This is a genomic window from Amycolatopsis deserti (genome assembly GCF_014653945.1).
GTDB classification, from domain to species: domain Bacteria; phylum Actinomycetota; class Actinomycetes; order Mycobacteriales; family Pseudonocardiaceae; genus Amycolatopsis_E; species Amycolatopsis_E deserti.
In genome coordinates this window covers 1,484,719-1,508,890 of sequence record NZ_BNAU01000001.1, presented here as the reverse complement: position 1 = coordinate 1,508,890, position 24,172 = coordinate 1,484,719, and the positions used below count along the sequence as shown (strand labels likewise).

The following is a 24,172-nucleotide window of genomic DNA, read 5'->3' as shown; positions in this document are numbered from 1 at the left end:
ATGACCAATGGTTCGCGGCGAACGCCCGCGCGGCGGAAGGCCGAGTCGTCCTCGCGGGCCCGGCGCGACGGCGCGGCGGACGGCGACAAGCCGGCCCGCGCCAGCACCGCCCGCCGCGAGCTCGTCGAGAACGAGATGTACGAGCAGGCCACCCGGCTCTTCGCCGAGCGCGGGTTCGCCGGAACGAGCCTGCAGGACATCGCGGACGCGATCGGCATCACCCGTCCGGCCCTCTACTACTACGTCAAGAGCAAGGACGAACTGCTCGCCAAGCTGGTCACCGAAGTCACCGACGGGCCCCTGAACGAGCTGAAGGAACTGGTCGCGCACACCGACCTCGACCCGGTCGGCCAGCTGCGCGCCCTGGTCGAGATCATCGTGCGCCGCCGTGCGACGCAACCGGCGCGGTTCCGGTTGCTCATCCGCTCTGAGGCCGAGCTCCCGGACGAACTGACCGCGGCCTACGACGACAGCCGCCGCGCCGTGCTGAAGACGATCGCCGAGGTCGTCGAGGACGGGATCCGGGCCGGGCAGTTCCGGCCGGTCGACGCCCGCGTCGCCGCGCTGGGCGTGCTGGGCATGTGCAACTGGGTGGCCTGGTGGTTCCACCCCGGCGGCCGCGACGACGTCGAGACCGTGACCGGCCAGCTCGCCGAGATGGCGATCGCCGCGCTGCGGCGCCCCGACCACCACACCCTCGACGGCGAGGGGCCCGAGGCCGCGCTGAAGATGCTCCGCCAGGACCTCGACCACCTCGAACGCCTCCTCAAGGGCTGACCCCCCGCGCGGCCGTCGCCGCCGTGGCGCGGTCGCTCCGTCCCGCAATGCCGTCAGCCGGCCGGACGCTCGTCCGGCCGGCTTCGTCATGTCCGCGTCCCGCCGCCGTTCTTCGCTCAAGTCAAACTGTTGACTCATTCGTCAATCGAGGCGTAACGTCGATGCCGTACAGGGCGCGTTCGACACAGGGCGCATTCGAATCAGGCAGGAGGCCGGCCATGACGGAGTTGGACCACCGGGTGCAGGGGGTCGACCACGTCGCGTTCCCGACGTTCGACCCGGCCGCGACGGTGCGGTTCTACCGGGACGTCCTGGGCTTCCCGGTCGTGCATTCCATCTGCGCGGCGGGCTGGGGCCCGGAAGACCACCCGGACTTCATCCACTTCTTCTTCGACATCGGCAACGACGACCGGATCGCGTTCTTCTACTACTTCGGCACCGGCCGCGAGATCGGCGGCGAGCCGGGCGCGAAGGGTGATGTCTACGCCCGGTTCGGCGCCGACGTGCCGGAGTTCTTCGTCCGGTCCCGCCACTTGGCGATCCACGTCGACAACGAGGAGGACCTGCTGGAGTACCGGCGGCGCCTGGACGCCAGCGACTGGCCGGTGGAGATGCAGATCCAGCACGAGACGATCGAGTCGATCTACACCCACGACCCGAACGGCTACATGTTCGAGATCACCCGCGCCATGCGGCCGGTGACGCCGCAGGAGGACCTGGACGCGAACCTCACCATCGACGCGTTGATCGACGTGGTGAGCGAGCCCGAGCCGACCTTCGGCAAGCTGCTGGCGCGCAAGGCGGAGCTCATCGTCGAGCGGGCCGCGGACTGGGAACTCGCGCAGGAGAGCGGCCGATGACGACGCTCTACATCCTCGACGTCCCGGAGAACACGCCGGTCGCGAAGGTCGCCGGCGAGGACGCCACGGTGACCGTCGGCCGGATCGGCCCGTACTTCGAGATCAGCGCGGATGGGCCCATCGTGATCGACCGCCGCGCCACCGGCTGCCGCCACGCGGTCTGGTACTCGGCCGTCGGCGGGGTCGCCCGGGACAGCCGCATCACCCAGCACGACAAGGACGCCCTGCGTGTGGAGCCAGCGTGACCAAGTCGCCGCGTCTGGGCGCCGGCCGGTACCTTCCGGCCGGCCGCCGCCCGGAGAACTCCACCTCGACTCTCCATGAACTGACCACTGTGGATGGTGCGACTGTCTCCGGGGTGCTGACCACGATGCCCGGTGCCACCACGGTCGTCTGCCTGACGCACCCGCGCCAGGACGTCACTCACCACCCTCTCGTCCCGCTGCTGCTCCAAGCAGGTGCCGCGGTCTGGACGCAGCACACCCGGTCGGTGAACAACGACCTCACCCTGGTGCACGAGCAGGCATTGCTCGACGTCGCCGCCGGCCTGATATTCCTGCGAGAGCAAGGTTTCACGTCCATCATCACCCTCGGCCACTCCGGCGGGGGCCCGCTCTACGCCTATTACCTCGAACAGGCGGGGCTGCCCGCGGCCGACCGCATCACCACCACGCCCGGAGGCCGGCCCGTCCCGTTGGCCGAAGCCGAGATGCCCGTCGCCGACGGCTCCATCTTCCTCGCGCCGCACCCGGGACAGGGCAAGCTGCTGCTCGCGTGCATCGACCCCTCAGTGGCCGACGAGCGAGACCCGATGTCGGTGGTACCCGAACTCGACCCGTTCAACCCGGCCAACGGTTTCGCCGAGCCTCCCTCGAGCTCCTCCTACACACCCGAATTCCTGGCCCGCTATCGTGCCGCGCAGCGCGACCGTGTCGCACGGATCGATGCCGTCGCGCGCGAACACCTGTCTCGCGCCGCTGAGGCTCGTGCCGCCTTCAAGCACAGCGGCGAGGCCGTCCACCGGCGTCGTTCCCTGGCACCACGAATCATCACCGTGTACCGGACAGACGCCGATCCCCGGAACGTCGATCTGTCCCTGGACCCGAGCGAGCGCCCCTACGGATCGTTGTTCGGCGCGCGGCCCGACCTCATCAACTACGGTCAACTCGGGTTCGGGCGGCTCACCACCCCGGAAGCGTGGCTGTCCACCTGGTCCGGGCTCAGCTCCAACGCCGACTTCGTCCGCTGCGCACCCGGGGTCACCGTCCCGACCTTGTTCGTCGAGCTCACCGGCGACCAGGCGGCGTTCCCCGGCGATTCCCGCCGGATGATCGACGCGCTCGGCGCGGACGACCTCAGCACCGTCGCGGTGCGAGGTCTGCACTTCGGAGGACCTGTCAGCGACGGCGAACCCACCGGCAACGAGCTGGCCGCCGCGGAGATCGTGGCCTGGCTGAACAAGCGATACCCGCTGGCCCCTTGGCCCTGAACCCCGCATGGCAATGCCCTGACGGCCGCCCGGTGGCGGCAGTCAGGGCGGGCACCATCCGTATCGCCCCCAGGAAAGGCAACGTCGCCATGTCCTTGCCCGTGTCCCCGTCACCAGATGGCATCGCCCGTACACCGCGGAGTGTGCTGCTTCTGTGCCTCGCCTGCATGACCCTTGAAGGCTACGACGTCGTCGCCTACGGCGCGGCCCTACCCGCCATGCTCGCCGACAACGCCTGGCAGATCACCGTCGCGCGGGCGAGCCTGCTCGGCAGCCTCACTCCGATCGGGATGCTCGTCGGCGCGGTCGTCGTCGGTCTGCTGACCGACATCGTCGGCCGCCGCAGGCTGGTCCTCGCCAGTGTCACACTGTTTTCCGCAGCCATGCTGCTGTGTGCTCTCGCGCCCGCTGTTCCGGTATTCGCGGTCGGCAGGGTCCTGGTGGGACTCGGCGTTGGCGGAGTTCTACCCTCCGTTGCCGCATTGGTTTACGAATTTTGTCCGGCACAGCGACGTAACCTCAACACCGCATTGGCCTTCGCCGGCGTCGGAATCGGCGGTGCCCTCGCCGCGGTCGTCGCCGTCGTTCTCGTCCCGACGGCCGGATTTCGGGCCGAGTACCTGATCGGCGGCCTCGGCGCACTCGTCGTCCTACCCCTGGCCGTGGGCTACCTGCCCGAGTCCCTTGTCTTTCTGCACGCCACCGGCCGCGGCGACGCGCTTCGCCGCTGGAGCGCCCGTCTGCGACTCGATCCAGAGGCCGTGACCCCGCCCAAAGCCGAGTACGCAACTGAAACCGGTGCCGGGCGGCTGACGGTGCTCTTCTCCCGCCGCTACGCCGTCGCCACCGTGCTGTTCTGCCTGACCACGTTCGCGTCGCTGCTGGTCCTGTTCGGGCTGTACACCTGGCTCCCACAGCTCATGCGTTCCGCCGGCTACGAAATCGGATCCGCGCTGACGTTCCTCATCGTGCTCAACCTCGGCACCGCGATCGGGCCGTTGTTCGTAGGGCGCCTCGCCGACCGCATCGGATCCCAACGCGCCATCGCCGGCTCGTTCCTGCTCGCTGTCGCGGGCATCGCGGTGCTCAGCAACCCGCTGCCGATCGCGCTGCTCTACATCGCCGTCGTCCTCGCCGGTGTCGGAACCGTCGGGACCCAAATCCTGATCAACGTGTTCGTTGCGAACCGGTACCCGGTTCGCGTGCGTGCCAGCGCCGTTGGACTGGCTCTTTCAGTCGGCCGGCTCGGCGGGATCGTCGGCCCGGTCTACGGCGGCGTGCTCCTGTCCGCACAGCTGCCCACGACCGCTCTCTTCTACGCCTTCGCTGCCCCTGCGCTGCTCGGAGCCGTCCTCGTGACTCTCGTGCCGCGCCCCCGTCCTGCTGCCCCGTCTACCACGAGCGACATCGCCAAGCCGAACTCGCCCGAGGTGAGCGCATCATGACCGACAACTCCGGTGCCGCGTTCGTCACCGGCCCGCAGCCGGTCAAGGTGCCCCTGGTCGCCGTCCTGACCAACCACCCGCTCAGCATCGTCCGGGGCGTGATCGGGGTGCTCACCACCGCCGCGACGGGCTACGTCGCCTCGGTCTACGGCGTCAACTCAGGTATCAACACCGGCGGGACGAAGCGCACGACCGTGTTGATCGCACTCCCGCATCGCCTCCGTGCTCGCCGTTTGTGCGCAACTGCTCGTCGCAGGGTTCATCGACCGGAGCCCGCGGCGGGTACTGATCGGTCTGGCACTGATGCCGTTTCCGATCATCGGCCGCGGCGGTCCAGGTGACCACCGACCAGAGGATCGTGTCGTAGCAAGGACGAAGACCGTTCCGGGCCTCTGGTCTTTGCTCGGTGACAGGAAGCTCGTGGTGCTGCCCGCCTGGGCGTGCCGTGAGTGATCATGTCGTTGATCGACAGCGGCCCCATTCGGCGACCGCCGGCTAGACCCTCGCTCGCGGTCGCCCACATCGAGTAGCCGAAGGCGAAGCGATCCCACTCCTTGCGATCACGCGGAGGTCCCGCTCGAGGTCTGTGCGACACCGCGAACAGCGATGGCCAGCTCGGTGCGATTGGACAGGCCGCAGATCGCGAGGATTCGGGTGACGTACTTTTTCACGCTTTCCGGGCGTAGGTGCAAGATGTCCCCGATGGCGGCGTTGGAAAAACCTTCGCCGACAAGGCGGGCGACTTCCGCCTGCCGTGGCGAGAGCTTTTTCAGCTGCAGGTGACCGGAGCGGGTTTCCGGGCTCGTTTCCGGCAGGTGCCGTGCGATCTGGTTCAACGGGCGAGCCAGGAGGCGCAATGAGAACATTTCGCCTGGCCCGATGCGGTCGGGGTCGTGATCGAACAGCCCGACCAGCGCCTTGCGGCCACCACGGACATCGAGGCAGATCGCAGCGGCGGAATGCATGCCGTGCCGTCCCAGGTAGTTGGTGATGTACTGACGGTTCTCGGGTTTTTCTCCGTTGATCTCGGCGAGCGTGGCTACCCTGCTGGTGCTGAGTGATCGAAACGCCTCGGCTGAGCCGAAGATATCGGACGAAAACCACCGTTCCTGGTATTCGGGCAGCAGGTGTCTGGTGAATCCGATGAGTGTCGGCGCGGGGTCTGCGCAGGCGAGCTGTGCGGTGCGTCCGACGAAGAACGTGGTGGACCGCACGTGGTAGACCTCGGCCAGGGTGTCAACCAGTGCGCTCTTGAAGGTCTCCAGGTCGGGAGCGTCGTCGACGCCCTCCAGCACCCGGAACGCGCGTTCGTAGTGCCGCTTGTCGTCGCTGGTGGCACCCGCGTGACGTGACATCCTTGTCTCACCCGTTCGACCTGCTCTGTGACCTGCTCGCGACAGTATCGCCGCCGCATCGCGCGTTGTCACCCCTGCGCCGCTGGAGGTTAGGCACGTTCCTCCGGGGCGTCCAGTCCCCTTCGGGGGACAGTGATCGGCCGACTGGTTGTCCCCCGTGGTGGACTCCCGAGCGCCACCCGTCATCCATATCGTCTTGCGGAACCGTCGTGGAGGACGGTCCGAACGACGCGGGAGCCTCGCCATGGTGAACGGCAAGTGTGCCGTCGATCCGGTAGCGGGGACCCGGAACAGGAGTACGGAAATGGCTGAGTCGGTTTCCGAAACAGTCCGGGCGTTCAGCGAGGGCATCCGTGGTCTGGCCAAGGAATCGGCCACTGGTGCGGTGATGAAGGCGTTCCACGCGATGCACCAGGCTGCGGTCGCGCCGGGGGCGTTGGAGACCAGCACGAAAGAGCTGCTGGCCCTGGCAATCGCGATCGCGACCCAATGCGATGGCTGTATCGCCTGGCACGTGACGAACGCGATCAAGGCCGGGGCCACGCGTGACCAGGTGCTGGAGACCATCGGAGTGGCCGTCATGATGGGTGGCGGGCCCGCCACCTACTACGGGAGCAAGGCTGCGGCGGCGTTGGAGTCAGCTCTCGCGGGCGCCTGAGTCCGATGCCGGAACGCACGCTCGTCACCTCGACCGGACTGAGCTACTCAGTGCTCGGCGATGGCCCTCCGTTGCTGATGATCGCCGGCTTCGGCCAGTCCGGTGCTGTCTGGGACGCGGTTCTGCCGCGCTTCACGCAGAGGTTCCGTTGCTACTGCTTCAGCAACCGGGGGGCCGGCGGACGACCCGAGGACGTCGCGGGGCTCACCATCGAGACGCTCGCCGAGGATGCCGCCTCGATCATCCGCGCCATCGGTGAGCCTGCGGCAGTTCTCGGATGGTCCATGGGCGGTGCCATCGCCCAGTGTCTCGCCCGCCGGGACCCGGACCTGGTGCAAGCGCTCGTGCTGCTCAGCAGCATGGCTCGCCGATCGGAACTACAACGAAACTGGACGGCCGCCAGGCTCGCCCTGCTCGCCTCCGGTGCGCGGCCCGAGCAGATCGAGACGTTGCTGCTGCCGTGGATGTTCACGCCGGCTGTGCTCTCGAACGCGGAGCGGGGGGCGGCGATAGTTCGCGGGAACGCCAAAGGGTCTGTTGTGGACCCGGCCGGGCTGCGCGCGCAAGCGACGGCCCTCGACCAGTTCGACGCGACCGCGTGGCTACCGGAGATCGTCAAGCCGGCCTTGGTCGTCGTCGGTGCGGAGGACGTCCTCACACCGGTGTCCGCGGCGGTCGAACTGGCGAACGGACTACCCAGCGCGGACCTGGTCGTGCTGCCCCGGGGCGGGCACGCGGTCATCCTGGAGTCGCCGAACGAGGTGGTCCCGCCGATCGTGCGATTCCTGTCCGGTGTGTGGCAGCGCCCCGGCGAGCGGCAGCTCCTCAACAATTAGCCGAGATACGGAGAAACCCGATGTACACGATCCGCCTGCCGCGCCTGGGGCAGACGATGGAGAGCGGCACCATCACCCAGTGGCATTTCGCCGAGGGCGACCGGTTCACAGCCGGTGAGCCGCTGTACGACGTCGAGACCGAGAAGATGAACACGGAGGTCGAGGCCAAACAGGACGGTGTTCTCGCGCGAATTGTGACCGCGAGCGGGGACAACGTTCCGGTCGGCACCGTTCTGGCCGTCGCGGCCGAGGTCGGCGAGACGTTTTCCGGCGCGGACATCGAAGCTGTGCTGGGCGAGCACTCCGGCCAGCCCGCGGAAGCGGCCACGACGGAGTCCGCCTCCGACGAGCAGGCCTCGCAGCCCCCGTCCGGTGACCAGGCGCCTGCCCGTGAGATGGCTGTCGCCGGGCTGGCCCAAGGGCCAGTGCGCGCGGTGCCGAAGGCGAGGCGGGTTGCCCGCCAGCTCGGGGTAGATCTGGAATCGGTCCGGGGCAGCGGGCAAAACGGAGTGATCCGGGTCAGCGACGTGGAGTCGGCGAGCGGCACAGCCGGGTACGTGGGTGCCCCGCGGGTCGCCGAACGGATTCCGGTCAGGGGCGTGGCGAAGGCGATGGCCGACGCGATGACGCGCAGCTGGCGGGAAATTCCACAGTTCGTTCAGCAGATCAGCCTTGACGCGACGGCGCTGCGTGCTCGGCTCAAGCGCCTTCGCTACGAGGGTGTCCAGGTCACGTACACCGATCTGCTGATCGCCGCGGTCGCGTCCGCGGTGTCCGAGGTGCCGGCCGTGAACTCGACCTTCACCGACGAGGAAATCATCCGCTATTCCGACGTCAACGTCTCCTTCGCTGTCGCGGCGGACCGGGGCCTGCTCGTCCCCGTGGTGCGACAGGCGAACCGGCTTCCGATCGACCGGATCGGCGCCACCACGAAGGAACTCGCCGAACGAGCGCGCGCGGGCAAGCTGAGGGCTACCGACATCAGCGACGGGACGATCACCGTGTCCAATCTCGGCGCATTCGGTGTCGAGACCGGGACACCGATCGTCAACGCTCCGCAGAGCGCGATCATCTTCGTCGGCGCGTTGTCCGACCGGGCGATCGTCGAGGACGGGCAGGTCGTGGTGCGGCCGATGCTCAACATCGCGGTGGCCTACGACCACCGCGTCATCGACGGGATGACCGGAGCGAAGTTCACCTCGGCCCTCAAGAACCGCCTGGAAGCCGGCGGGTGACGAACACGCACCACGTCAGGCCGCCCACTCACACGATCTCACGAGCGAAGGAAACTGCCTCATGTTGACACCGGAACTCAAGATTCTGATCTACCGCACGATGTACCAGGTTCAGCAATGGGAGAAGAAGCTCCTGCAGTTCCTGGACGACGGTCTGGTCTCCGGCTTCTACCACGCGGGCCGCGGCCACGAGGCGCTCGAGGTGGCTTCGATGCTCGCCCTGCGTCAGGACGACTACCTCCTCTACGACCACCGCGGCTGCGGTCACATGATCGCCAAGGGCATGGACATGGTCAGTCTCTACGGTGACTTCCTCGCCAATGACAAGGGATCCACCAAGGGCCTCGGTGCCGGCATCGTGCACATCGCCGACCCGGATCGCGGGGTGCTCGGGCAGTCCGGAACCCTGGGCGGCGGGCACGTCCTGGCTGCCGGTGCGGGATTGTCGATCAAGCTCCGTGGAACCGACCAGGTCGTTGTCAACTTCTTCGGCGACGGCGCCGCCAACCGCGGCACCTTCCACGAAGGCGCGAACGCCGCCGGAGCGTGGAAGCTTCCCGTCATCTACATCGTGCAGAACAACGGCTGGGCGATCTCCACGCCGGTCGACAAGGTCACGGCCGTGAAATCGTTCGCCGAGCGCGCCGCAGGATATGGCATGCGGGGAGTCTCGATCGACGGGATGGATCCGTTCGCGGTGTACGAGGCGACGGTTTCCGCTGTGGAGCAGGCGAGGCGCGGCGGTGGGCCGACGCTCATCGAGGGCAAGGTCGTCCGGTTCCGTGGTCACTTCGAGGGCGACCCGGGCACCTATCGCCCGGAGGAAGAACTCGCGCAGGGCAAGGCCCAGGACCCCGTGATCACCACCCGGGCGCGGCTGATCGCCGAGAAGACCGCCGACGAGCAGCAACTGACCGCCTTGGAGGAGGAGGTCAATGCCGAAGTCGACGCTGCCGCCGCCGAGGCCCTCACCGGAACGATGCCCGGCCGCGAGCGCCTCGCCGAGGGCGCATACGCGTGAACCCGCCGTCACAACACGAAGGAGCCACCATGAGCGCGAAGCGCGTGATCAGCTACTCGCAGGCCATCAACGAAGCGATGGCCGAGGAAATGACCCGGGACGAACGGGTCTTCCTGATGGGACAGGACGTCGGCGCCTTCGGCGGAGTTTTCGGCGTCACCGCCGGTCTGCACGACAAGTTCGGGCCGGAACGGGTCATCGACACGCCGATCTCGGAGATGTTCCTCGTCGGCGGCGGGGTCGGTGCGGCCATCACCGGCATGCGCCCGATCGTCGAACTGCAGTTCGCCGACTTCATCTGGAACGCCGGCGACGAGATCATCGGCAAGATGTCGAAATGGCGTTACATGCACGGGGGTCTCTTCGACGTACCGATGGTGCTGCGCCTGCCCGAGGGGGCGGTGGGGGGTGCCGGCCCGGAGCACTCGACGTGCCCGGAGGCCGCGTTGCTGTCCGCGACCGGAACCTACATCGTGGTTCCCTCCACTCCCTACGACGCGAAGGGGCTGCTGAAGTCCGCGATCCGGGACGACAACCCGGTCGCCTTCTTCGAGCACAAGGGGTTGTACACCACCAAGGGGGAGGTGCCCGAGGAGGAATACACGATTCCGCTGGGGCAGGCCGACATCAAGCGCGTCGGCAGCGATGTCACGATCATCGCCTGGGGCCGTCTGGTCCACCACGCACTCGCGGCGGCCGAGCTCGCCGCGAGGGACGGCATCGACGTCGAGGTGCTCGACCCGCGCGGGCTCCGCCCCCTCGACGTCGACGCGATCGTCACAACGGTGGAGAAGACCGGCCGCGTCATCATCTCGCACGAAGCGGGCCAGACCGGCGGCGCCAGTGCGGAGGTCGCGGCGATCATCGCTGAGAACTGCATCACGAGCCTGGAAGCACCGATCCGGCGGGTGTGCGGTGTCGACACGCCGGTGCCGCAGAGCGTTCACCTGGAGCAGTTCCTCATCCCCACCGCGGAAGAACTGCACGTGGCGATCAAGGAGATCGCGGCCTACTGAACCCGCATCCGCGCGTTGTCATTCGCCGCACGAAAGGAGAAGGAGTTCGCAATGGCGGGAACACAGTTCGAGAACAAGGTGGTCGTCGTCACCGGAGGCGGCAGCGGCCAGGGCCGCGCCGCCGTGCACCAGTTCGCAGCCGAAGGCGCGAAAGTGGTGGTCGCCGACTGGAACGAGGACGCCGCGGCCGCGGTGGCCAAGGAGATCCTCGCACAGGGCGGAACGGCGACTCCAGCGCGTGCCGACGTGTCCTCCGAGGACGACGTGCGGGCCATGATCGAGGTCGCGACGAGCCAATACGGCAGGCTGGACGTGCTGTTCAACAACGCGGGCGTGGGTTTCTCCGCGCGCAACCGGTTCACCATGGCCAGCGTCGTCGACACCCCCGTCAACGACTGGGACAGCATCCTGGCGATCAACCTCAGGGGGGCGGCACTGGGGTGCAAGTACGCCATCCCCGTGATGGTGGAGCAGGGTGGCGGTGCGATCGTGAACAACGCCTCGGTCAACGGCATCGCAGCGGTTCTCGGCGCGGACGCCTACACCGCGGCGAAGGGCGGCGTGGTAGCCCTGACCCGGGTGCTGGCCGTGGAGTGGGGCGCCAAGGGCGTTCGCGTCAACTGCATCTGCCCTGGCGGAATCGAAACTCCCATGATCGCCGAGGTACTGCAGGATGAGGAGTACGCGAAGGGGCTCCGCGATGAGAATCCCATGAAGCGTCTTGGCCGTCCCGAGGAAATCGCCAGCGTCGCCCTCTTCCTCGCCAGCGACGCCGCGTCCTATGTCAACGGGGTGATCCTGCCGGTCGATGGTGGCTGGACCGCCCGGTAGAACCCGCCTGAGGGAAGGAAATCATGAAAGCAGCAGTCTTCGAGGCTCCCGGCCGGATCGCTGTCACAGAGGTTGCCGACCCCGTGTGCGGTGACCACGACATCATCATCGACGTCGACTACTGTGGCATCTGCGGCTCGGATCTCCACTCCTATGTCGAGGGCGCGTTCGTCGAGCCAGGTCAGATCATGGGGCACGAGTTCAGCGGCACCGTGAGCGTGGTCGGTGCCGCGGTGACCGGTATCAGCACAGGCACCGCCGTGACGGCGAGGCCGCTGTCGCACTGCGGAACCTGCCCCCGCTGCCTGGAAGGCCTGGGTAACCTCTGCGAAGTCACCCTGACCTCGAGTGTGGCCTATGGGCTGCCCGGCGCGTTCGCCGAGCGCGTCCGCATACCGAATGCGGTGGCCGGCGAGAACGTGTTCCCGCTTCCGGCAGGCCTGGGCAGGGCCGCTGCCGCCTGCGTGGAGCCCATGGCAGTGGCTCTGAGGCTGGCGAAGTCGGCGAAGCCGACGTCCGCGGACACGGCCGTCGTCATCGGACTGGGCAGCATCGGTCTGAACACAGTGCAGATGCTGCGAGCGCTCGGAGCCGGGCAGGTGATCGGCATCGATCTTTCCCCCGCACGCCTGGATCTCGCTGCGAGGCTGGGGGCCACGCATATCGTGAATGCCCGCGAACAGGACACCCTCGCTGCGGTGCAAGCCCTGACCGGCGCCGGCGTCGGCGGCGTCGGCGCACGGGCCGACATCGTTGTCGAAGCCTCCGGTGTGCCCGCATTGCTGTCTCAAGCCGTCGGGATGACCCGGGCAGGAGGACGACTGCGTATCGCCGCCCTGTACGAGAGCGAGGTAACGCTCGACATGAACCAGACGGTGCAGAAGGAAATGGACATATCCGGCTCCTTCGCCTATGACCGCGAATTTCCTGAGGTGCTGGAGATCCTCCAAGAAGGGCGTGCCGTCGCGGAGCCGCTCATCACGCACACCTTTCCACTGGAGGACATCAACGAAGCGTTCTCGGTGCAACTCGCGAAGGACAGCTCCGTCAAGGTTCTGGTCGCCGCCCAGTCGTCATCCTGATCGCTTCTACCCATACGGAGATACCCGTGGCCAAAGCGCTGCTCATCGCATACGTCGCACCCGCCGACGACGCCTCCGAAGCCGAGTTCAACCGCTGGTACGACGAAGTTCACATTCCGCAGGTCGTGGCGCGGATTCCCGGCGTGGTCGGGGGAAGCCGGTACCGGCTCGCGTCCGAACTCGTGGACCCCGCGGAACTGCCGGTGCGCCAGTACCTGACCATCTACGAACTCGACACCGACGACGTCGCCTCCACCGCGAGGCGGCTGGGGGCTGCGGCAACCGACGGCACACTCGACATGTCGGATGCCCTCGGCGGCGGTGAGAAGGCCGCGATCCTGCGCTTTTACCGGCCCGTCCGCTGATTCAGGAATTCTGGAAGCGTCGGCTGCCGATCAGGTTCGCGCGCCGACGAGGCGGAGGGCGAATTCGCTGTACTGCCAGACCACCGCGTCCTCCGGGTGCTCGCCATTCGCGCGGTACCAGACCGCGACGCCCATGCCGAGGTCGAGGATCGCGTAGGAGGCCAGCCGGACGGAGCCGACGTGGAAGACGCCTGCGTCGGCTCCGGCTTGGATGACGGTGCGGAAGCAGGCTTCGTATTCGGCGCGCAGGTCGAGCACCCGGGTGCGGTGCGGTTCGGTCAGGCCGCGGATCTCCCGGGTGCCGACGAACGCTTCGAGCCGGTGCCGGGCGTGGTAGCGGACGTGCGCTTCGGTGGCGCGTCGCAGTCGTTCGACCGGGTCGGACACGTTCGCCACGGCCGTGCGATGCGCGGTGAGCAGGTTGTCCATCGTCTCGACCATGATCCGGGCGAGCAGGTCCTGCTTGGAGGCGACGTGCTTGTACAGGCTGGGGGCGCGCATGCCCACGGCCTCGCCGATGTCGCTCATCGTGGTCGCCTCGAACCCCTTGCGGGTGAACAGTTCGAGCGCGGCCTCCCGGATGTCGCCGAGCCGGTCCACGGGCACCTCCCACCTAGTGGCTAATGAATCATAGCTGAGTGATTCAGCACACGCGCTGGCGCTTCATCGAGCGAATATAGTGGCGGCTAATGACCGTTAGCCAAATGGAGGTGTCATGGCCGTCGACCTCGCGCCAGGACCGGACGTCGCCGAGCTGGCGCGGCGGACCGCGGAGTTCATCCGCGACGTGGTGGTTCCCGTCGAGGAGGAGCACGGCGGCGTCGTGCATTCCGACGACGTGCGGGCGCGGTTGCAGCGCGCCGCGAAAGATGCCGGGGTGTTCGCGCCGCACGTGGGCGCCGAGTTCGGCGGGCACGGGCTGGACATGCGGGGGCGGGCCGCGGTGTTCGAGGAGGCCGGGTACTCGCTGCTGGGGCCGCTCGCGCTGAACATCGCCGCGCCCGACGAGGGCAACATGCACATGCTCGAGGCGATCGCGACCCCGGAGCAGAAGGAGCGCTACCTGCGGCCCCTGGCGAGCGGGGAGGTCCGGTCCTGTTTCGCGATGACCGAGCCCGCGCCCGGCGCTGGATCCGATCCGGCGGCGCTGACCACCCGGGCCGAACGGGTGGACGGCGGCTGGCGCATCAACGGCCGCAAGTGGTTCATCACCGGGGCCGAGGGCGCCGGGTTCACGATCTGCATGGCCCGCACCTCCGGTGAACCCGGCGACGCGGGCGGCGCGACGATGTTCCTGGTCGACGAGGACAACCCCGGCCTCAAGGTCGTCCGGCACATCGAGACCCTCGACGAGAGCCTCTACGGCGGCCACATCGAGCTGGACTTCGACGACTGCGTGGTGCCCGACGAGGCCGTGCTCGGCGAGGTCGACCAGGGCTTCCGCTACGCCCAGGTGCGGCTCGGCCCGGCGCGGATGACGCACTGCATGCGGTGGCTCGGCATCGCCCGGCGGGCGCAGGACATCGCGGTGGCGCGGGCCGCCGAGCGGCGGCTGTTCGGGTCCCGTCTCGGCGACCTGGGCATGGTGCAGCAGATGATCGCCGACAACGAGATCGACATCGCGGCGTCGCGGGGGCTCATCCTGCGCGCGTGCTGGGAGCTGGACCAGGGTGAGCACGCGTCGCAGTCGACGTCGATCGCCAAGGCCTTCTGCGCCGAGGCGATCTGGCGGGTCGTCGACCGGTCGGTCCAGATCTGCGGTTCGCTCGGGGTGTCCGGTGACGTGCTGCTCGGCCGGTTCCTGCGTGAGGTCCGGCCGTTCCGGATCTACGACGGGCCGTCGGAGAGCCACCGGTGGGCCATCGCGCGCCGGGTGCTGCGCCGTCACGAGAAGGCCACGCGATGAGCGCGACGGTCGATGGGCTCGACCTGCCCGCCCTCGAAGGGTTCTTCGCCCGCGCCGTGCCCGGGTTCGCCGGGAGCCTGTCCGCCGAGATGCTCCAGGGTGGCCGGTCGAACCTGACCTACCTGCTCACCGACGGGCGCACGCGGTGGGTGCTGCGCCGTCCGCCGCTGGGCGGGCTCACGCCCTCGGCGCACGACATGGGCCGCGAGTACCGGGTGGTCGCCGCCCTGCGGGACTCCGGTGTGCCGGTGGCCCGCGCCGTCGCGCTCGCCGACGCGGATGTGCTCGGGGTGCCGTTCTCGGTGGTCGAGCACGTGGACGGGGTGGTCATCCGCACCACCGAGCAGCTGCACGCACTGGAGCAGGCCGAGATCGAGCGCTGCGCGTTCGCGCTGGTCGACGTGCTGGCCCGGCTGCACGCCGTCGACCCGGAAGCCGTCGGGCTCGGCGATTTCGGACGCCCGGAGGGCTATCTGGCCCGCCAGGTCAGTCGCTGGTACGACCAGTGGCTGCGGGTGCGCACGCGCCCGCTACCCGACATCGACGCGTTGCACGCCAAGCTCGCCGACGCCTGTCCCGGGGAGAGCGGCGCGTCGATCGTCCACGGCGACTACCGCATCGACAACGTCATCCTCGACCCCGACGACCCGGCGGCGGCTCGCGCCGTGGTGGACTGGGAGATGGCCACCCTCGGCGATCCGCTCGCCGACCTCGGCCTGCACCTGGTCTACTCGGACCCGGCGTTCGCGCCCGTGCTGGCCGGCGCGGCCGCCTCGACCAGTGACCGGCTGCCGCCGGTGGCCGATCTCGCGCAGCGCTACGCTTTGTCCAGCGGGCGCGACCTGGGCCGGCTCGACTTCTACCTGGCGCTCGGGTACTTCAAGATCGCCGTCATCGCCGAAGGCATCCACGCCCGGCACCAGCAGGGGCACACGCGCGGGTCCGGGTTCGACTCCGTCGGCGCCGCCGTCGCCCCCTTGGCCGCGGCGGGACTGCGTGCCGCGGCCCGCATCGGAGGGAGGTAGTGGTGGGAGTTCTCGACCTGTTCCGCCTCGACGGCAAGGTCGCCGTCGTGACCGGGGCGAGCTCGGGTCTGGGCGCCGGGTTCGCCCGGGCGCTGGCCGAGGCCGGCGCCGACGTCGTCCTGGCCGCACGGCGCACCGACCGGCTGGCCGAGGTCGCCTCGGACATCCGTGGAGCGGGCAGGCGCGCCCTGGCGGTGGCGGCCGATGTGTCCGATCCGGACAGTTGCGCATCGCTGGTGAGCCGGGCGGTCGCCGAGTTCGGTGCCGTCGACGTGCTGGTCAACAACGCCGGGGTGGGCACCGCGATCCCGGCCACGCGTGAGTCACCCGAGGACTTCCGCCGCGTGATCGACGTCAACCTCAACGGCGCCTACTGGGCGGCGCAGGCGTGCGGCCGCGTGATGCGGCCAGGCTCCAGCATCGTGAACATCAGCAGCGTGCTCGCGCTGATCAAGTCCTACGCGCCCCAGGCCGCCTACGCCGCGAGCAAAGCCGGCGTCATCGGCCTGACCCGTGACCTGGCGCAGCAGTGGTCCGGCCGCAAGGGAATCCGCGTCAACGCGATCGCCCCCGGCTACTTCGCCAGCGAGATGACCGCCGACATCCCGGAGGAGACGTTGATGCCGTTCATCCGGCAGCACAGCCCGCTCGGGCGGCTCGGCCGGCAACACGAGCTGGACGCCGCCGTGGTGTTCCTCGCCGGCGACGCCTCGTCCTACATCACCGGGACCACGCTCGCCGTGGACGGTGGCATGTCCGGGCATTGACCGGCAACGGGGCTGGACAGACGCCCGCCTCGCAAGCCAGAGCCGGCGAGGCGGGCGTCACCTGATCGTCCGGCGGAGGGGCGACCGCCGGACGATCAGGCGACGTTCGCGGGTCTGCCGAAACCGGGGTGGGCACTCCTCGGCCTGATTCCCGACCTCGATGTCACCGTCCACAGGGGACGCTCAGCCACTCCTGCGGGCTGACGCCCAGCCGGATCCGGTCGAGCTGCTCCAGCAGCGTCTCCAGGCGCCCGGGGTCGTCGAGGTACTCCAGCGTCGCGCGGTAGAAGGCGTTCGCCATCGTCGCGGGCATCAGGTCGGAGGCGTCGAAGCAGAGGGTGCCGCCGGAGCGGAGCGTTTCGGCGATCTTGCGCGCCGCCGGGTGGCCGTCGTAGGCGCGCAGGTCCATCGAGCGCGTCGCGGAGAACGCGCTGCCCCCGCTGACCCGCGGCCAGATCTCCTGCGCCGCCGGGGTCGCGAGGTACCGGATCAGCGCCCGCGCCGCCGGCGTGTCGGTGAACATCCCCGCCAGGTCGGCCGACACCTCGTAGGTCCCGGGCGCCACGTCGGGCCCGGCCGGCGGGACGGCCACGAAGTCCAGCCCGCGCCCCGCACCCGGGTAGCGCGCGAGCATGAACGAGCCGTTGTGCTCGTACGCGCAGCTCTGCGGCGACACCAGCATGCCCTTGCCGGCGTCGGCGAAGTTGGTCAGCAGCACCCGGCCCGGGTTGTCCCCGACCGTGCCGGCCATCATCGCGCCCCACGTCTGCCACGCGCGCCGCACCGCCGGCGCGGTCCACGCCAGCTGCCCGGCCGCCCACTGCCGGTAGACGTCCGGTCCGGACTGGTGCAGCAGGACGTCCTCGACCCAGTCGGTGCCCGGCCACCCGGACACCGGCGGCGCGCTCAGCCCGAGGCACCACGGGATCGCACCGGTCGCCGCCGCGAACTCCTCCCACGTGCCCGGCTGGGCCAGGCCGTGCAGCGCCGGGTTGAACCACACGATGCTCTTCAGATCCACCTTCACCGCGATCCCGTACAGGTGCGCCTGCCCGGCCACCTGCAGCTGGAGCCACTGTGGACCGTAGATCTCCACCGGTGGCGCGCCGAGCACGTCGTCCAGCGGGTACAGGTTGTGCGAGCGCACGTAGGTGACCAGCTCGCCCGGGTTCGGCACGACCGCGATGTCCGGTGGGTTGCCGTTCTGCACGTCCGAGGCGAGCACCTGCGACACCGCGCGCGTGCCCTGGTAGCGCACCCGGATCCCGGTCTCCGCGGTGAACCCGGCCAGCACCTGCTCGAACGCCGCGCCCTCCGCCCCGGTCCACGACGCGAGCACGGTGAGCGTGCGCGTGCCCGCCCCGGCGCCGCAGCCGGTCAGGCACGCGGCGAGCAGGAGCAGCACCCCGGCCAGGCCCCTCATGAGCGGAACCGGTATTCGTCGAGCCGGGCGTGCAGCCCCCACCCGGCGAGCACGGCGATCGCCAGCGTCACCGCGGGCACCACCAGCGGCAACTGGCCGCTCGCCGCGGCCGCGTCCAGCCGGTCGTTGACGTCCCGGGTGCCCGCCGCGGTGGTCGCTTCGTCCGGGATGGACCCCGCCACGCTCGCCGGCACCTGGCCGGCCGCGCCCACCGTGAGGCCGCAGTCCCCGGCCCGGCAGTGCGCGGTGACCAGCCGGATCAGCTTGTCCTGGCCGTCGGCGTCGGCCAGCGCCATCCGCCGGTCCCACCCGGCCAGCACGTCGGTCAGCCGGTCCCGCGCGGTGTCCAGCCGGTGCGCCGCGACGAGGGTGAACATCATGCTCGCGCACAACCCGAGCAGCAGCAGCGTGGCCGTCAGCAGCTGCGGGTTCACCAGCCGCTGGAAGCGCTTTTTCAGGTACAGCTGCGTGACGCACAGCAGCGCGAGCAGCACCGCGACCGGCACCGCCCACAGCGCGGGTGTGGCCGGGTGCAGCCAGCCGGTGGTCAGCTGCCGCGCCAGGGCCCGCTCCTGCACCGACCGCAGCTCGCCGAGCTGCTCCAGCACACCGTCGGGGGAGTGCAGCAGCTGCGAGGAGGCGTCCCACAGATCGGCCGTGCCGACGACCTCGCCGCCGCCCTGCCGGTAGTGCGCGTCGGCCTGAGCGACCGCCGCCCGGTAGGCGGCGAGCAGTCCCTCGACCAGGCGCAGGATCTGGCTGCCCGTGTCCCCGGCCTCGTTCAGCTCGGCGACGCGGGTGAGGCTCTGGCTGGCCAGCGCGGTTTGCGTCGCGTACTCGGTGCCGGCCCCGGCGAGGCGGACTTCGCCGGAGGTGAAGCTGCGCACCGCCGCCCGGTCCGCCCGGATCAGCGCCGACTCGGCCGCCGACACCTCGATGACCGCCTGCACGGTCCGGTCCCGCACGGTCTCCGCCGCAACCTGCACGCCCCGCACCGTGGCGAACCCGCTGACCAGCACCGCCACGGTGGTCACCAGCAGGGCCAGCCGCAGCCGGACCAGCGTGCGCCGCGTCGTCGAGGTCACCGTGCTCACCGTATTCACCACAGCGACCTCGCCCGCACCCCGTTGGCCCGGTCGATCAGCACCCCGTGCTCGTCCGCGGTGCGCGCCTGCCGGGACAGCTCGCGGTAGGACCGTTCCAGCCGGTCCCGCAAACCCTTCTCCGACACCGGATTGCCGAGCACCGGGCCCGGCGGCAGCGACCCGTCACCGTGTTCGAGGACGAACGAGAAAGCGCTCTCCTGCACCGCGGTCGCCAGGCGCTGCCACGATTCCTCGCTGTCCAGGGTCAGGGTGTGCAGCCGGTCGGCGGCCGAGGCGAGGTCGCCCGCCGACGGGTGCGCGCCGCCGGGCAGGTGACCGGCCAGGATGCGGACCGCGGCCACCGCGGCGCCGTGCCGGTGCAGCGAGATCTCCGGCACCTCGTCGAGGACCGCCACCGCCGCGCCGCGCTCCCCGGCACGCAGCCGGATGCGCGCCAGCCCGAACGCCGCACTGGCCTGCGACCGGTCGCACGCCCACACCGCCTGGTAGAAGCGGGCCGCGGTGTCCGGCCGCGCCAGGTACTCGGCGCAGAACCCGAGCGCCAGCTTGGGCGCGAGCTCACCGGGTGTGGACCGGTAGACCTCGTCGAACAGCTCCTCGGCCTCGCGCACCCGGCCCTCGGCCAGCGCCAGCAGGCCGCGGTGCCAGCTGGTGCGCCAGTCGTGGTGCGCCCGCCAGCCCAGCTGCCGCTCCGCCGAGCGCAGGCTGTGCCCGGCCGCGGTCAGGTTGCCTGCCTCCAGGTGCGCACGAGCCCGGTGGAAGTCCACCTCCACCGACCCGGGGATGCTCGCGAGCTTGGTGAGCAACCGCCGCGGGTCCGGCGCGCGCACGGTGTGCAGCAGCGGCGTGCGCGGATCGTCCGGATCGGGGAACGGCACGGGCAGGCCGGTCGCCACGTCCGCCGGGGACGGCCGCCCGTCGGCCAGGGTCGTGCTGCCGCCGCCGGTCCAGGTGGTCAGCGGCGGGGCCAGGCTGAGCCCGTCGTCCAGCAGCGCCGCGGATTCGGCGAACACCGCCGACCGCGCCGGCCGCGACTTGCCGTCGGTCAGGCACCGCACCTCGCGCAGCACCCCGCGCACCTGGTTGAGCATCTCCGGCACGTCGGCGAAGCGCCGGTCGTAGTCGGCGGTCGCGCGGGCGACCAAGCGGCGGAACGACTCGGCCCCCGGGTCGTCGTCGCCGCACTCGACCAGCTCGTCGAGCATGACCCCGACCGCGTGGATGTCGGCCCGCTCGGTCAGCCCGTGCTCGCGGATCTCGGTGTGGCCGACCAGGTAGGGCGTGGTGCCGAGGATCGGGCTCTCCCGGTCGCCGGTGCGGCGGATCGCGCCGAAGTCGATCAGCTTGGCCGACCGGCGCGTGCGGATCACGTTGTCCGGCTTCATGTCGCAGTACAGCAGGCCCTTGCCGTGCAGGTAGGCCAGCGCGCCCAGCACGTCGACGGCACACGCGAGCGCGTCGGCGATCGTCATGCCGCCCGCGTCGCGCACACTCCGCAGCGACGGCCCGTCGACGTGGTCCATCACCAAGTAGCGCAGGCCGCGGTGGGTGACGACGTTGACGATGCGGACGATGTTGGGGTGCTCGAGCGCGGTGAGCACGCGGCTCTCGTGCGCGGCCAGCTTGATCGCGGCCGTGTCGTGCGGGCGGGTCAGGCCCTTGAGCACCACCTGCTTGCCCTGCAGGTTCCGGTCGCGGGCGAGGTAGACGAAGCCGAACGCGCCGCGGGCGAAGCACCGGTCGACCTCGTACTGCCCGGCGACCAGCTCACCCGGACCGAGCCCGGCGGCTTCCGGGGGCTCTTCCTCCTCGAGGCCCACTCACCGGAGGTTACGACACGACGGCGTTGCGTGGCTAGGTTGTCACCAGGCTGTCGGTCACGAGGTAGCGTTGTCCGGTGCCGCCGCCTTCGCCGAATTGGCGGTACCGGCCGCGCAGGCCGACACGCCGCCCCGATCCACGTCAACTCGTTGAGCGACTGACTCCTGGGAAGCCACCCGCGCGGGCGGGGATGGCGAGGCACATCTGCGAGAGATCGCCATCGCCTGCGCGCGCGACCAGCGACATCTACCCGCGGGCGCGCAGGTACGCCGGATCGGCCGCGGGGATCGGCGTGTCCGGGCGGCCGCCCAGGATCTGGTTCATCGCGTGGAAGTACGGCGGCGCGGCCACCGTGCCGCCGAACGCGCCGTGCCCGCACGAGCCCAGGTGCACCGGCGTGCCGGGGCAGATCTCGGCCGGGTGGGGGCCGTCGGCGAAGACCATGGACGACACGGCGTAGTCGTCGACCCCGCCGACGAACGCCACCGACTCGCTCTGCTGCGTGGTGCCGGTCTTGCCGAAGTCCGCGTGGTGCCAGCCCGCCGCCGCGGCCGCCGCCGCCGACGTGCCCGACACCGTGTCCTGGCTCAGCCCGTTCAGCAGCGAATCCGCCAGCCCCGGCGGCACCACCTGCTCGCACGCCTGCTGCCGCACCGGCACGTCGTGCCCGTACCGGTCGGTGACCGACAGGATCGGGTCCGGCGGGCACCACGTGCCGCCGCTCATCAGCGTCGCCGACACGTTCGCCATCTCCAGTGGGCTCACCGGGCTGTTGCCCAGCGTGAACGACAGCTTGTCCTGGAAGTACTGCGACTGCGGCTGGCTGTACTGCGGGTTCGGCGACGACGGGTCGGGCTTGGCGCCCGCGTCGTTCGTGGTCAGCGTGTTGCGCAGACCCAGCCGCCGCGCCATGTCCAGCACGGCCGGCATCCCGACCTGTTGCTCCAGGTTGACGAAGGCGACGTTCGGCGAGGTGGCCAGGCCGTCCCGCAGCGAGATCGGGTCCGGGTAGTTCACGCCGTCGTTCTGCACGCAGTACGGCGGCGTGTACTTGTTCGCACCGGGCTGGGCGAAGCACTGGCCGGCCTGGTTGGGCAGCGGCGTGTCCAGTCCCGCCTTGCCGCTTTCCAGCGCGGCGGCCGAGGTGAAGATCTTGAAGGACGATCCGGCGCCGAACACGTTGCTCGCACCCGCGACGATGTTGGTCGACGTCTCGCCCCGCGCCGGGTCGGTGCCGTAGTCGCGGTTGGCGACCATCGCGAGCACCTCGTGGGTGGTCTGGCCCGGCCGGATCACCGCGAAGGTGTTCGCCACGCCGTCCTGCGTGGTCGGCACGTTCGCGTCCACGGCGGCCTTCGCGATCCGGCTCACCCGCGGGTCCAGCGTGGTGCGGATGACGTACCCGCCGGTCTCCAGCTGGTCGGCGGTGAACCCGGACTGGATGAGGTAGCTCTCCGCGTACTGGCAGAAGAACCCGGCGTCCGGCGCGGCGCCCAGGCACGTGCTGGACGGGACGTCCGGCCCGTCGGGCAGGACGCCGAGCGGCGCGGCCTTCGCGGTGGCCCCGTCGGCCGCGGTGAGCGTCTTCGTGCTGACCATCGCGTCGATCACCAGGTTGCGACGCTGCAGGGCCTGGTCCGGGTGGGTGTAGGGGTTGAAGAGGTTGGGGTTGTTCACCATCCCGGCCAGCAGCGCGGCCTGCGGCACCGTCAGCTTGTCCGGCGTGGTGCCGAAGTACGCGTGCGCGGCGGCGCCGACGCCGTAGATGTTGCCGGTGAACTCCACCACGTCGAGGTAGCCGGTGAGGATGTCCTCCTTGGACACCGTCTGTCCGAGCTGGACGGCGATCTTGGCCTCACGCAGCTTGCGGGCGATCGTGTCGGCCTGGTCGGCCAGCTGCGCCGCCCTGTCGTTGCGGTCGACGACGTTGATGAGGTAGTTCTTGACGTACTGCTGGGTGATCGTCGACCCGCCCTGCGTGCTGCCGCCGGAGGAGTCGTGCAGCGCGGCGCGCACCATGCCCTTCACGTCGACGCCGCCCTCGTCGTAGAAGCGCCGGTCCTCGATCGACACGATCGCGGCCTTCATCGCGGGCGCGATCTGCCCGGCGGTGACCGGCAGGCGGTACTGGTCGAACAGCGTCGCGATCGGGGTGCCGTCCCGGTCGGTCACGGTGGTCACCAGCGGCTGCTCGCTGTTGGCGAGTGTGGCGGAGAGCCCGTCCACGGCGTCGGCGACCTGGTTCGACAGCACCCCCGCGCCGAGCGCGACGGGCGCGGCCACCCCGGCGACGAGCACCCCCGCGACCGCGCAGAAGGCGAGGAACCGGGGCACACCACGAGACAGACGCACGGGAGGCGACGGTAACCGGGCCGCCGTGAAGACCCGGTTGCCGGAATGGTCTTTACCTTGTGTAGAACGGCTCTTGGGGGTCAGCGCGCGGGCACGCAGTCCACGGCGAGCGCGTCGCGGACACCGGCCGCACCGCGCTGCGCGAACGCCCACAATGCGCTGGCCGTGCGCATCCCGCGCTCGCGGGTCAGCGGGGGTGGCGGCGGGTAGCGCACCTGGAGACCGCGCTCCAGGAACGGGCCCTCCGACAGGTACTTCGCCCCGCCCGGCCCGCACAGGTAGGTGCCGGCGCCGACCGCGGCGGTGAGGTCGGCCAGCCGCTGCGACCGGCCCTCCCGCGAGGGCAGGTCGCTGCTGCGCACCACCGCGCCGCGCCAGCCGAGCCGGTGCAGCATCGCGCGCACCGACACCTCGGCCACGACCGCCGGCCGCTCGTTCAGGGCCAGCGCGGCGAGCACCTCCTCGACCAGTTCGCCGGTCTCCGGCCAGTGTGCGCAGCGGCCGTAGTACTGCCGCACCAGGCGGGACACCGTGCGGTGGGTGCCGGCCGGATCGGCCAGGAGCAGTTCGCCGATCCGGCTGTCCCGGCCGCGGGGGCGGTGCACCGGCACGGTCAGCCAGCGCTGGGCCTCCGGGTCGGCCGGCGCGGCGAGCCGGGCGCGGTGCTGGTAGTCGCGGGCGTTGAACTGGACGTCGTCGAGCACGACCCACACGTCGGCCCGGACCAGTTTGCCCAGTGTGGACAGCCGGGGGAAGAGATTCGGTTGATGGACGGCGCAGGAAAGCGTCTCGGGCACGGGCC

24 protein-coding genes are annotated in these 24,172 nt (G+C 70.1%); 17 read left to right on the top strand and 7 right to left on the bottom strand.

Going from position 1 to position 24,172, the window contains the following annotated elements; genetic code table 11:
- The 6 genes from IE290_RS07385 to IE290_RS07360 all read left to right on the top strand — a co-directional run bounded on the left by IE290_RS07385 (position 1) and on the right by IE290_RS07360 (position 4,912).
- The gene (locus tag IE290_RS07385; RefSeq protein ID WP_308431329.1) at positions 1 to 777 is read left to right on the top strand and encodes a TetR/AcrR family transcriptional regulator; all 777 of its coding nucleotides are present in this window, start codon (positions 1 to 3) and stop codon (positions 775 to 777) included.
- Positions 778 to 995: 218 nt separating this feature from the next.
- Positions 996 to 1,637: a VOC family protein gene (locus tag IE290_RS07380; protein ID WP_191243680.1), complete on the top strand. Its 642-nt coding sequence runs from the start codon at positions 996 to 998 to the stop codon at positions 1,635 to 1,637.
- Positions 1,634 to 1,882 (top strand): hypothetical protein, encoded by a 249-nt coding sequence (locus IE290_RS07375; protein WP_191243679.1) that lies wholly within the window; start codon positions 1,634 to 1,636, stop codon positions 1,880 to 1,882. Before IE290_RS07380 ends, IE290_RS07375 begins: the two co-directional genes overlap by 4 nt.
- Positions 1,879 to 3,126 (top strand): alpha/beta hydrolase, encoded by a 1,248-nt coding sequence (locus IE290_RS07370; protein WP_191243678.1) that lies wholly within the window; start codon positions 1,879 to 1,881, stop codon positions 3,124 to 3,126. The genes IE290_RS07375 and IE290_RS07370 overlap by 4 nt, the downstream gene beginning before the upstream one ends.
- A 143-nt stretch (positions 3,127 to 3,269) precedes the next feature.
- The gene (locus IE290_RS07365) at positions 3,270 to 4,571 is read left to right on the top strand and encodes an MFS transporter (protein ID WP_191243677.1); all 1,302 of its coding nucleotides are present in this window, start codon (positions 3,270 to 3,272) and stop codon (positions 4,569 to 4,571) included.
- Positions 4,568 to 4,912 (top strand): hypothetical protein, encoded by a 345-nt coding sequence (locus tag IE290_RS07360; protein ID WP_191243676.1) that lies wholly within the window; start codon positions 4,568 to 4,570, stop codon positions 4,910 to 4,912. Before IE290_RS07365 ends, IE290_RS07360 begins: the two co-directional genes overlap by 4 nt.
- Positions 4,913 to 5,131: 219 nt before the next feature.
- Here the strand turns inward: IE290_RS07360 and IE290_RS07355 are convergent, their stop codons facing one another.
- A complete protein-coding gene (locus IE290_RS07355) occupies positions 5,132 to 5,926 on the bottom strand; it encodes a helix-turn-helix transcriptional regulator (protein WP_191243675.1) in 795 nt (264 codons plus the stop codon).
- Between the two features lie 304 nt (positions 5,927 to 6,230).
- On the opposite strand from IE290_RS07355, the gene IE290_RS07350 reads away from it, so the two are divergent.
- From IE290_RS07350 to IE290_RS07315, 8 genes are all read left to right on the top strand, one after another.
- A complete protein-coding gene (locus tag IE290_RS07350) occupies positions 6,231 to 6,584 on the top strand; it encodes a carboxymuconolactone decarboxylase family protein (RefSeq protein WP_191243674.1) in 354 nt (117 codons plus the stop codon).
- Between the two features lie 5 nt (positions 6,585 to 6,589).
- Positions 6,590 to 7,420: an alpha/beta fold hydrolase gene (locus tag IE290_RS07345; RefSeq protein ID WP_191243673.1), complete on the top strand. Its 831-nt coding sequence runs from the start codon at positions 6,590 to 6,592 to the stop codon at positions 7,418 to 7,420.
- A complete protein-coding gene (locus IE290_RS07340; protein ID WP_191243672.1) occupies positions 7,381 to 8,655 on the top strand; it encodes a dihydrolipoamide acetyltransferase family protein in 1,275 nt (424 codons plus the stop codon). The genes IE290_RS07345 and IE290_RS07340 overlap by 40 nt, the downstream gene beginning before the upstream one ends.
- Positions 8,656 to 8,716: 61 nt before the next feature.
- A complete protein-coding gene (locus IE290_RS07335; protein ID WP_191243671.1) occupies positions 8,717 to 9,676 on the top strand; it encodes a thiamine pyrophosphate-dependent dehydrogenase E1 component subunit alpha in 960 nt (319 codons plus the stop codon).
- Between the two features lie 29 nt (positions 9,677 to 9,705).
- Entirely contained in the window at positions 9,706 to 10,692 is a 987-nt protein-coding gene (locus IE290_RS07330) for an alpha-ketoacid dehydrogenase subunit beta (RefSeq protein WP_191243670.1), read from the top strand.
- Between the two features lie 51 nt (positions 10,693 to 10,743).
- Positions 10,744 to 11,523 carry an SDR family NAD(P)-dependent oxidoreductase gene (locus IE290_RS07325; protein WP_191243669.1) on the top strand — a complete coding sequence of 260 codons (780 nt, stop codon included), beginning with the start codon at positions 10,744 to 10,746 and terminating at the stop codon, positions 11,521 to 11,523.
- Positions 11,524 to 11,546: 23 nt separating this feature from the next.
- Positions 11,547 to 12,605 carry a zinc-dependent alcohol dehydrogenase gene (locus IE290_RS07320; protein WP_191243668.1) on the top strand — a complete coding sequence of 353 codons (1,059 nt, stop codon included), beginning with the start codon at positions 11,547 to 11,549 and terminating at the stop codon, positions 12,603 to 12,605.
- 26 nt (positions 12,606 to 12,631) lie between these two features.
- Positions 12,632 to 12,970, top strand: a complete 339-nt coding sequence (locus IE290_RS07315) for a DUF4286 family protein (RefSeq protein WP_191243667.1) — start codon at positions 12,632 to 12,634, stop codon at positions 12,968 to 12,970.
- A gap of 30 nt (positions 12,971 to 13,000) precedes the next feature.
- On the opposite strand, the gene IE290_RS07310 is transcribed toward IE290_RS07315, so the two are convergent.
- On the bottom strand, positions 13,001 to 13,576 hold the full coding sequence (locus tag IE290_RS07310; protein ID WP_191243666.1) for a TetR/AcrR family transcriptional regulator: 576 nt from the start codon (positions 13,574 to 13,576) through the stop codon (positions 13,001 to 13,003).
- Between the two features lie 109 nt (positions 13,577 to 13,685).
- Between IE290_RS07310 and IE290_RS07305 the strand changes: the two genes are divergently transcribed.
- The 3 genes from IE290_RS07305 to IE290_RS07295 are packed head-to-tail and all read left to right on the top strand — an operon-like array spanning position 13,686 to position 16,668.
- A complete protein-coding gene (locus IE290_RS07305) occupies positions 13,686 to 14,876 on the top strand; it encodes an acyl-CoA dehydrogenase family protein (RefSeq protein ID WP_191243665.1) in 1,191 nt (396 codons plus the stop codon).
- Positions 14,873 to 15,901, top strand: a complete 1,029-nt coding sequence (locus IE290_RS07300) for a phosphotransferase family protein (protein WP_191243664.1) — start codon at positions 14,873 to 14,875, stop codon at positions 15,899 to 15,901. The genes IE290_RS07305 and IE290_RS07300 overlap by 4 nt, the downstream gene beginning before the upstream one ends.
- A gap of 2 nt (positions 15,902 to 15,903) precedes the next feature.
- The gene (locus IE290_RS07295) at positions 15,904 to 16,668 is read left to right on the top strand and encodes an SDR family NAD(P)-dependent oxidoreductase (protein ID WP_229874289.1); all 765 of its coding nucleotides are present in this window, start codon (positions 15,904 to 15,906) and stop codon (positions 16,666 to 16,668) included.
- Positions 16,669 to 16,831: 163 nt separating this feature from the next.
- Here the strand turns inward: IE290_RS07295 and IE290_RS07290 are convergent, their stop codons facing one another.
- The 5 genes from IE290_RS07290 to IE290_RS07270 form a co-directional block, all read right to left on the bottom strand.
- The gene (locus IE290_RS07290; RefSeq protein WP_191243662.1) at positions 16,832 to 18,091 is read right to left on the bottom strand and encodes an ABC transporter substrate-binding protein; all 1,260 of its coding nucleotides are present in this window, start codon (positions 18,089 to 18,091) and stop codon (positions 16,832 to 16,834) included.
- Entirely contained in the window at positions 18,088 to 19,185 is a 1,098-nt protein-coding gene (locus tag IE290_RS07285) for a GlnX family signal transduction membrane protein (RefSeq protein WP_191243661.1), read from the bottom strand. The genes IE290_RS07290 and IE290_RS07285 overlap by 4 nt, the downstream gene beginning before the upstream one ends.
- A 5-nt stretch (positions 19,186 to 19,190) precedes the next feature.
- Entirely contained in the window at positions 19,191 to 21,017 is a 1,827-nt protein-coding gene (locus IE290_RS07280; protein ID WP_191243660.1) for a serine/threonine protein kinase, read from the bottom strand.
- A gap of 247 nt (positions 21,018 to 21,264) precedes the next feature.
- Entirely contained in the window at positions 21,265 to 23,370 is a 2,106-nt protein-coding gene (locus IE290_RS07275) for a transglycosylase domain-containing protein (RefSeq protein WP_191243659.1), read from the bottom strand.
- 80 nt (positions 23,371 to 23,450) lie between these two features.
- Positions 23,451 to 24,167 carry a WbqC family protein gene (locus tag IE290_RS07270; protein WP_191243658.1) on the bottom strand — a complete coding sequence of 239 codons (717 nt, stop codon included), beginning with the start codon at positions 24,165 to 24,167 and terminating at the stop codon, positions 23,451 to 23,453.
- Between the last annotated feature and the right edge of the window lie 5 nt (positions 24,168 to 24,172).